Origin of the sequence: Accumulibacter sp. (genome assembly GCF_023806565.1) — a bacterium.
Lineage (GTDB): Bacteria > Pseudomonadota > Gammaproteobacteria > Burkholderiales > Rhodocyclaceae > Accumulibacter.
Window position 1 is genome coordinate 1 of record NZ_JAMTDV010000137.1, and the last position, 8,105, is coordinate 8,105.

The window sequence follows — 8,105 nt, forward strand, 5'->3', positions numbered from 1 at the left end:
AACCGGTAACCGGCATCGTGGTCGATCGTCATCGGCAGATGGTAGCAGGAGGACGAACGAATGCACATGGCGCGGCGACCACTCATGCTGGCCAACGTTGCCTGACGGCGTCGGAAGCCGACGCCCATGTGCACTGGTCGCCGGTAGCCGGCGACCGGGACTTCGCGGCCAGGAGCATCGCCCTCTCAGGCTCCGCTTCGCGAGCGGACTACGCTGGCCGCTTCTTCTTGCGCCGAAAAAGCGCCGCTGGCGGCAGTGCTATAATCGCCGCTCCTTTCCCAGCGGCCGCTTCCAGATGCTCATCACCCGTCGCCTCGAGTTCGACGCCGGGCACCGCATACCCGACCATGGCAGTCAATGTCGGCATCTGCACGGGCATCGCTACGCGCTCGAGATCACGCTCGCCGGCAACGTCATCCGCAGCGCTGGCGACCCGGCGAACGGAATGGTCATGGATTTCTCCGAGGTCAAGGCGCTGGCGGCGAAGCATCTGGTCGATGCCTGGGATCATGCGTTTCTGGTCTTTGCCGGCGATTTGCCGGTGGTGAACTTCCTCGCTTCGCTACCGGGGCACAAGACGGTGCTGCTCGATTGCGTACCGACCGCCGAGAACCTGGCGCAGCAGGCTTTCGCGATTCTCGACGCGGTCTATCGGGACAGCTACGGCAATCGGTTGCGGCTCGCCCGCGTTCGTCTGTACGAATCGCCGAATTGCTGGGCCGAGGCGATTCGCGAGTAGCGGAGTCCGATGTGCCGGCGCCGGGATGCGCAGCGGGCGGCATCGGTTTTCGCATCCTCGACGCCGGCGATACGGCGCTGACGATCGAGTTCGGTGAGCGTATCGACCGGCGCCTGCAGGCCGCGGTGGCTGCGCTCGATGCCGCACTGGCAGGCGCCATCGCTCGCGGCGAGTTGCCCGGAGTCGTCGAAGCGGTGCCCACCTTCCGATCGCTGACGGTGATCTATGATCCGTTGCGCACGACGCGTGGCGAAATCGAACCGCGCATCCGGCAGGCGATCCCCTCGTCCGCGACCGCGAACGCGCCGCTCGGCCGCCGCTGGCAGTTGCCGGTCTGTTATGGCGACGAGATCGCTGCCTGTGGGCCGGATCTGGACGAATTGGCGACGGCCTGCGGTTTGCCGCCGGCCGATGTGGTGCGCCTGCATGCGGGCGGCAACTATGAAGTCTGCATGCTCGGATTCCTGCCCGGATTCGCCTTTCTGGGGGGGCTTGCCGAGCGTCTTTCGCTTCCGCGCCGCAGCGAGCCGAGGCTGCGCGTGCCCGCCGGCAGCGTCGCCACCGCCGGCACGCTGACAGCGATTTACCCATGCGAGAGCCCCGGTGGCTGGCACTTGATCGGCGCCTGTCCGGTGCCGCTGTTTTCGGCTGGCTGGGCGCAACCGGCCTTGCTCCAGCCGGGCGACCAGGTACGGTTTCGTCCCGTTGGCGCCGCCGAATATCACGAGCTGGCGGTGAGGATGGCGGCGCGGTCGGCGGTTGCGTCGCCGCCGCTCGAGTTTCTCGTGGGCGAGAGGTTTTCCGGTCGATGAGTGCCTGGCTCGAAATCACGCACCCCGGCGCAATGGCGTCGATCCAGGACCTCGGCCGGCCCGGATTCCGGCGGTTCGGCGTAGCGCATGCCGGAGCGTTGGAAGCCGGCTGGTTGCGCGTCGCCAATGTCCTCCTGGGAAACGTCGAGACAGCGCCGGCGATCGAGTTTTTTGCCGGTGGCCTGTCGGTGCGTGCACTCGAGCTGCCGGTCCGTGTCGCATTGACCGGTCATTTCGTCGCCGACCGGATTGGCCATGGCCGACGCGGGCGGATCGCATCCTGGCGTAGCGTCACGCTCGCTCCCGGCGAGACGCTGCGCTGTGGAATGGTCTCGCCGGGACGCGTCGGCTATCTGGCGGTGGCCGGGATCGATCTGCCGCGCCAACTCGGCAGCGCTTCCACCGATGCGCGCTCCGGATTCGGTGGCGTGGACGGGCGCTTGCTGAGCGCTGGGGTTCGTCTGTTGGCCAACGCCGGCGTCGGTGACGAGCGGATGCTGCGTAACCCGCCGCCCTTCGATTCGGCGCCGATCCGGGTCGTTCTCGGACCGCAGGACGACTACTTCAGCCCCTCCTCGCTGGCGTGTTTCCTGGGTGGGGACTACCGTATTTCGTCCGCCGCCGACCGCATGGGGATGCGGCTGGATGGCCCGGTGTTGCGGCATCGCCCGGAAAAGGGGGGCGAAATCGTCTCCGACGCGACGCTTCCCGGGTCGATCCAGGTGCCGGGCCAGGGTCAACCGATCGTCCTGCTCGCCGATGCCCAGACTGCCGGCGGGTATCCGAAAATCGCCACGGTGATTTCGGCCGACCTGCCGCGGCTGGCAGTGCTGGCGCCGGGGCAGCGAGTTCGCTTTACCGCGGTTTCGGTGGCGACCGCGGAACGCGCGGCGATGGCGCGCGAGGCAGCAGTGCGTGCGCAGATCGCCGACATCCAGCCGTTGGCCGAAACCGGAGAGATCGATTCGCAGGCGATCTACGCGGTCAATCTGATCAGCGGCGTGATCGACGCCTGTGCGGTCGAGACGGCGGCGGGGGCAGAATTGCCCGTAGCGAACAGTCGGGAGGAGAATCGATGACGCGCAGAATCAATCTCAACGCCGATCTCGGCGAGAGCTTCGGGGTTTGGCAAATGGGCAGCGACGCGGAGTTGCTGCGCATCGTCGGCGCTGCAAACATTGCCTGTGGCTACCACGCCGGCGATCCGCTGGTGATGCGTCAAACCGTCCGGCAGGCGCTGGCCGCCGGGGTGAGCATCGGGGCACATCCGTCGTTTCCTGACCTGCAGGGTTTCGGGCGACGCCCCATGCAGCTTCCTCCCGCCGAACTCGAAGCGATGCTGATCTACCAGATCGGCGCCCTTGCTGGCATCACCAGGGCCGAGGGTGGGCGGCTGACGCACGTCAAGCCGCACGGCGCGCTGAACAACATGGCCTGCGAGGACGCGACCCTGGCGCACAGTGTCGTGGCGGCGATCGAGAGCTTCGATCCCGAGTTGATCCTGCTCGCACCGGCGCTGTCGAAGCTGGCGCTGACCGGTGCGGTGGCTGGCCTGCGTGTCGTCGACGAGGTGTTCGCTGACCGTGCGTACACCGATACCGGCCAGCTCGTGCCACGCAGCCAGCCCGGCGCGCTGCTCGACAGTGCCGACGCCTGTGTCGCTCACGTCCGGCGCATGCTCGACGCCGGCGGCATCGTCAGTCAGGGCGGGCGACTGATTCGCACCGAATTTCAAAGCATCTGCGTGCATGGCGACGGGCCGCGGGCGGTAGCCGCGGCGACGGCCATTCGCGCCGCATTGCTGGCCGACGGCATCGTTCTCGTGCCCCTGCCGGAAGCCTTGCAGACCGTGTAGTCTGACGTTTGCGCAACGATGGTCTAGAATGGCGGCATCGCGGCGGAGCGGATGAGATCGAGTGGCGCCGCGGCCTCGTTTCCGGGCCTTCCGGCAAGCCATGGCCCGGGAAGCCCATCCGAGTAGCGGAAAGACGCGAATGCCTCACCGAGTTCTGAAGGTTCCCGAGCGGGGAATGATCGAAGCGTACGAGCGCCTGCTCGCAGCACGCAACTTCACGGCCGACGCAGCGCAGCGTGCCGCCGCCGACCGCCTGCAACGTCTCTATTACGAACTGCTGTCGTTCAAGGTCGGGCGTCGCAGCACCTTGCGGCGTTTGTTCGCTCCGCCCGAGGTGCCGCGTGGCGTCTATTTCTGGGGTGGCGTCGGGCGCGGCAAAAGCTTTCTGATGGACTGCTTTTTCGACGCCGTTCCCTACCGTCGCAAGCGGCGGATCCACTTTCACGCGTTCATGCACGGAGTGCATCGGCAGTTGAACGAACGCAAGGGGGAGAGCGATCCGTTGCTGCGCGTCGCCGAGAGCATCGCCACCGAAGTCCGGCTGCTGTGTTTCGACGAGTTTCACGTTTCCGACATCGCCGATGCGATGATCCTCGGACGTCTGCTCGAAGCGCTTTTCGCGCGCGGCGTGGTGTTCGTGATGACCTCCAACTATCCGCCCGACCGCCTCTATCCGAATGGCCTGCAACGCGAGAACTTCCTGCCGACGATTGCCCTGATCCAGGCGCGGCTCGACGTGCTGGAAATCGACGCCGGCGTCGATTATCGGCTGCGCACGCTCGAACAGGTGGAAATCTTTCATTTTCCGGTCGACGCTGCTGCCGAGTCGAGGATGGCCGAGTACTTCACGGCGATGGCCGACGGCGAGGGGGAAACGGGGGGCTGCGTCGACATTCTCGGCCGCGAGATTCCGACGCAGCGGCGCGGTGCCGGGGTGATCTGGTTCGACTTCAAGTCCTTGTGCGGTGGACCACGTTCGCAGAACGACTACCTCGAATTGGCGCGGGCCTACCACACGGTGCTGCTCTCCGGGATACCGAGAATGTCGGCGAACATGGCGTCGGAAGCGCGGCGCTTCACCTGGCTCGTCGATATCTTCTATGACCACAAGGTCAAGCTGATCGCTACCGCCGACTGCGCTCCAGATGGGCTATACACGCAGGGTACGCAGGCGAGTGAGTTTTTCCGCACCGCCAGCCGACTGACCGAGATGCGTTCGCGCGAGTATCTTGGCCTGCCGCACCTGTCGTGAGTCGACGGTGCTTGCAGGCGGCTGCGAGGCGATCGCTGCTGACGCTGCTTTGCGTGTTGCTCCCGTCACTGGCCGTCGGGCAGCAGGAAATGGAGATCATCGCGCTGCGCCACCGTACGCTGCAGGAGGTGCTGCCGGCGCTGCAACCGTTGCTCGAGCCCGGTGGCACACTCTCGGGAATGAATGACCAGTTGATTGTGCGCGCCTCGCCGCGCAATCGCGAGCAGATCAGGCAGGCGCTGGCGGCGATCGATACCCCGGCGCGACGGTTGCTGATCCGCGTCCGCCAGAACCGTGACAGTGGCCTCGAATTGCCGGCGTACGAGCGGCGCAGCGTGCAATCGATCGACAGCCAGCAAATGGTGCAGGTGGTAGAGGGCGGACGCGCGCTGATCCAGGTCGGAAGGTCGCTGCCGGTGCCGCTGCGGCAGTTGGCGATCGGGCCCCGCGGCGCCGTGTTCAGCGAAGGCATCGTCTATCGCGACCTCGGACAGGGTTTCTACGCTGCCCCGCGGGTGGTTGGCGAGCGGGTGACGCTGGAGATCAGCCCGCAGTTCGATTCGCCGGGTGGCCAGGGCGCCGTCGAACGGCAGCGGCTGCTGACGACGGTCTCGGGCCGCCTCGGCGAGTGGCTCGAAGTCGGCGGCAGCAGCCAGCAGGCCGAGGTCGGCGAGCACGGAAGCCGGGTGAGCGGAAGCAGTGTCTGGTTGCAGGTCGAGGAACTACCGTGAAGCGGGACACTTCCTGGGAGATCCAGGCTAGAACATTTCGAGATCGACGCACAGTCGATTGCCGCCCGCAGTGCGCGCCGTACCAAGCAGCGATCGCAGGCATTCGATCAGTGTCGCGGCGTCCTCGCCGCCGTATTCGCTGACGCCACCGCTGATCGTCAGGGCTGGCTCGTGGTCGTACCAGCGTGTCGCTTCGACCAGTTCGCGCAGGCGTTCGAGGCCGATCATCGCGTCGCTGACGCGCACGTTCGGCAGAATCACCAGAAACTCCTCGGCGCCAAAGCGGCCGACCATGTCGAACTCGCGCAGACCATTGCCAAGCAGTCGGCCAATCTCGGCAAGGACGCTCTCACCGGCGCCCGATCCGTGGGCCCGGCAAAAATCGGGGAAGTTGTCGATCGCGATCAGGGCCAGTGCAAAAGGGATGCCGTAGCGCCGTGCGCGACGACTCTCGTCGTCCACCAGAAGCAGGATGTAGCGCTGGTTGAAGACGCCGGTGAGCGGGTCATGCGTCGGCAGTGGCCGGTTCTCGGTCGCCAGACGGCTGTGGCGATCGAGCTCGGCCAGGGTCAGGAGGACTCGTCGCAGGCTGCCGTCAGCGGCGAATACCGGAAAGGCGCTGGCCTTGCACCAGATGCGGGTGCCCCGGGCGTCGTTGCGAACGCAGATGGCGCGCTGCAGCACCGCCTGCCCGGTCTGCAGGACCTGCGTCTCGGGACGATTCCCGGTGGCCAGCGGCTGCCCGTTCTCGTCCTCCCAGACGCCGGACACGCTGCCCAGCAACGCGTCGGCCCAGCCATTGCGCAGCCATGGCGAACCGTCGGCAGCAAAGACCAGCAGGCCGATGTGAAGGCTGTCGAGCAGCGCCGCATAGTTGCCGATCTCGCCATCATCGGCACGCAGATCGACGAGCGGCAGGTGGTGGGGGCTACTGGACATCGACGGCATCCGCGGACATTGGCGATGCTCTGCGAGATCCCATGCTAACCCAGAACCGCGCCCGGCGCACGTCGACAAGCCATTGATATTAGCAGTGCTCCTGGCCCCGGGCGGGCGCTCAGGCGGCCGCCAGCGCCTGTTCCAGATCGTCGATCAGATCGTCGATGTGTTCGATGCCAACGGAAAGGCGGATCATCTCCTCGGAGACGCCGGCTTTGGCGAGTTCTGCCGGCGCCAGTTGACGGTGCGTGGTCGATGCCGGGTGGCAGGCGAGCGATTTGGCGTCGCCGATATTGACCAGACGGGTGAATAACTGCAGCGCATCCTGGAAGCGCGCGCCAGCCTGCGAACCCGTGCAGTCGGTACCCTTGACGCCGAAGGTCAGGATTCCCGAAGCCCTGCCAGCCATGTACTTCTGCACCAGCGGATGGTCCGGGTGATCCGGCAGGCCGGCGTAATTGACCCATGCGACCTTGGCGTGGCCTTGCAAGTACGCGGCTACCTTCTCGGCGTTGGCGCAGATGCGGTCCATGCGCAGTGGCAGCGTCTCCAGTCCCTGCAGAATCAAAAAGCTGTTGAAGGGAGAGATGGCGGCGCCCATATTGCGCAACGGCACGACGCGCGCCCGGCCGATGTAGGCTGCCGGGCCCAGCGCTTCGGTGTAGACGACGCCATGGTAGGAGACGTCGGGTTCGTTGAGCCGCCTGAATTTCGCCTTGTGTTCGACCCACGGGAAACGCCCGCTGTCGACGATCATGCCGCCGATCGAATTGCCATGGCCGCCGATGTATTTCGTCAGCGAGTGTATGACGATGTCGGCCCCGTGCTCGAAGGGGCGACAGAGGTAAGGCGAGGGAACGGTATTGTCTACGATCAGGGGGACGCCATGGCGATGGGCAATTTCGGCGAGTTGCTCGAAGTCGGTGATGTTGCCAAGCGGATTGCCGACCGATTCACAAAACAGCGCCTTGGTCTTGCCGTCGATCAGTCTTTCGAAGCTGGCCGGATCGGCATGATTGGCGAAGCGCACTTCGATCCCGTACTGTGGCAAGGTATGCGCAAAGAGGTTGTAGGTGCCGCCATACAGTGTCGATGCCGAGACGATATTGTCGCCGGCTTCGGAGATGGTCATGATCGAGTAGGTGATGGCCGCCTGGCCCGAGGCCAGCGCCAGTCCGCCGATGCCGCCCTCCATCGCGGCGACGCGCTTTTCCAGGACATCCTGCGTCGGATTCATGATCCGCGTGTAGATGTTGCCGGCCACCTTGAGGTCGAACAGGTCGGCTCCGTGCTGGGTGTTGTCGAAGGAATACGAGGTGGTCTGATAAATCGGCACGGCGACCGCGTTGGTCGTCGCTTCGGGACTGTAGCCAGCGTGGACGGCGAGGGTTTCGAGTTTCATGCGCGTTCTCCCTTGGTGATTGGCGTGCTATCTGGAAAGGGGTGAATCTTAGCACTTCGCTTCGCCGGAATCGGACCCGTGAATCGACCCCGGGAACAGTCGACGGGCCTGGTCAAGTGGTCGCTCCCGGTGCCGGATTTTTCCGAGCGACAGGCATTCTTACTGGACAAACACCGACTGTGATACACTGATTCGGTCAGTGGGGAGTAGACTTCCTCGTTCCCGAGGAGAACGCGTCAACATACTCGGCAAAAGCCGTGGCGCGTTTGGCCGATTGGCTTGACGAGACTATTGGCGCATCGTTTCGTTCCGGGTCGGACAGGAAGCGGTGCGTCATGGTTCTTGCTGTCCGATCCGCCGGAGCCCACAGTGAAC

General features: G+C 65.3%; 8 protein-coding genes and 1 riboswitch. Of the genes, 6 read left to right on the forward strand and 2 right to left on the reverse strand.

What is annotated here, in order from left to right; translation table 11 throughout:
• The first annotated feature begins 295 nt into the window (after positions 1 to 295).
• From queD to NFV80_RS16810, 6 genes are all read left to right on the forward strand, one after another.
• Positions 296 to 739, forward strand: coding sequence for a 6-carboxytetrahydropterin synthase QueD (gene queD, locus NFV80_RS16785; RefSeq protein WP_295326830.1), 444 nt, complete (start codon positions 296 to 298; stop codon positions 737 to 739).
• Between the two features lie 11 nt (positions 740 to 750).
• Entirely contained in the window at positions 751 to 1,551 is an 801-nt protein-coding gene (gene pxpB / locus NFV80_RS16790; RefSeq protein WP_295326828.1) for a 5-oxoprolinase subunit PxpB, read from the forward strand.
• Positions 1,548 to 2,630, forward strand: coding sequence for a biotin-dependent carboxyltransferase family protein (locus tag NFV80_RS16795; protein ID WP_295326826.1), 1,083 nt, complete (start codon positions 1,548 to 1,550; stop codon positions 2,628 to 2,630). The genes pxpB and NFV80_RS16795 overlap by 4 nt, the downstream gene beginning before the upstream one ends.
• On the forward strand, positions 2,627 to 3,406 hold the full coding sequence (locus NFV80_RS16800) for a 5-oxoprolinase subunit PxpA (RefSeq protein ID WP_295326825.1): 780 nt from the start codon (positions 2,627 to 2,629) through the stop codon (positions 3,404 to 3,406). Before NFV80_RS16795 ends, NFV80_RS16800 begins: the two co-directional genes overlap by 4 nt.
• A gap of 139 nt (positions 3,407 to 3,545) precedes the next feature.
• Complete coding sequence (gene zapE / locus NFV80_RS16805; RefSeq protein ID WP_295326823.1) at positions 3,546 to 4,658, forward strand: cell division protein ZapE; 1,113 nt, start codon at positions 3,546 to 3,548, stop codon at positions 4,656 to 4,658.
• 11 nt (positions 4,659 to 4,669) lie between these two features.
• The gene (locus tag NFV80_RS16810; RefSeq protein WP_296759417.1) at positions 4,670 to 5,389 is read left to right on the forward strand and encodes a secretin N-terminal domain-containing protein; all 720 of its coding nucleotides are present in this window, start codon (positions 4,670 to 4,672) and stop codon (positions 5,387 to 5,389) included.
• Positions 5,390 to 5,416: 27 nt separating this feature from the next.
• On the opposite strand, the gene NFV80_RS16815 is transcribed toward NFV80_RS16810, so the two are convergent.
• Both NFV80_RS16815 and NFV80_RS16820 read right to left on the reverse strand, forming a co-directional pair.
• A complete protein-coding gene (locus NFV80_RS16815; protein ID WP_295329109.1) occupies positions 5,417 to 6,328 on the reverse strand; it encodes a GGDEF domain-containing protein in 912 nt (303 codons plus the stop codon).
• A gap of 118 nt (positions 6,329 to 6,446) precedes the next feature.
• Positions 6,447 to 7,730 carry an aminotransferase class I/II-fold pyridoxal phosphate-dependent enzyme gene (locus NFV80_RS16820; protein WP_295329107.1) on the reverse strand — a complete coding sequence of 428 codons (1,284 nt, stop codon included), beginning with the start codon at positions 7,728 to 7,730 and terminating at the stop codon, positions 6,447 to 6,449.
• A gap of 189 nt (positions 7,731 to 7,919) precedes the next feature.
• Positions 7,920 to 8,090: riboswitch (yybP-ykoY riboswitch) on the forward strand.
• The last annotated feature ends 15 nt before the right edge of the window (positions 8,091 to 8,105 follow it).

Bases quoted from the DNA above. Each gene is read 5' to 3' on its own strand.
- queD (WP_295326830.1), top strand. From the start codon at position 296: ATGCTCATCACCCGTCGCCTCGAGTTCGACGCCGGGCACCGCATACCC.
- NFV80_RS16795 (WP_295326826.1), top strand. From the start codon at position 1,548: ATGAGTGCCTGGCTCGAAATCACGCACCCCGGCGCAATGGCGTCGATC.
- NFV80_RS16800 (WP_295326825.1), top strand. From the start codon at position 2,627: ATGACGCGCAGAATCAATCTCAACGCCGATCTCGGCGAGAGCTTCGGG.
- zapE (WP_295326823.1), top strand. From the start codon at position 3,546: ATGCCTCACCGAGTTCTGAAGGTTCCCGAGCGGGGAATGATCGAAGCG.
- NFV80_RS16815 (WP_295329109.1), bottom strand. From the start codon at position 6,328: ATGTCCAGTAGCCCCCACCACCTGCCGCTCGTCGATCTGCGTGCCGAT.
- NFV80_RS16820 (WP_295329107.1), bottom strand. From the start codon at position 7,730: ATGAAACTCGAAACCCTCGCCGTCCACGCTGGCTACAGTCCCGAAGCG.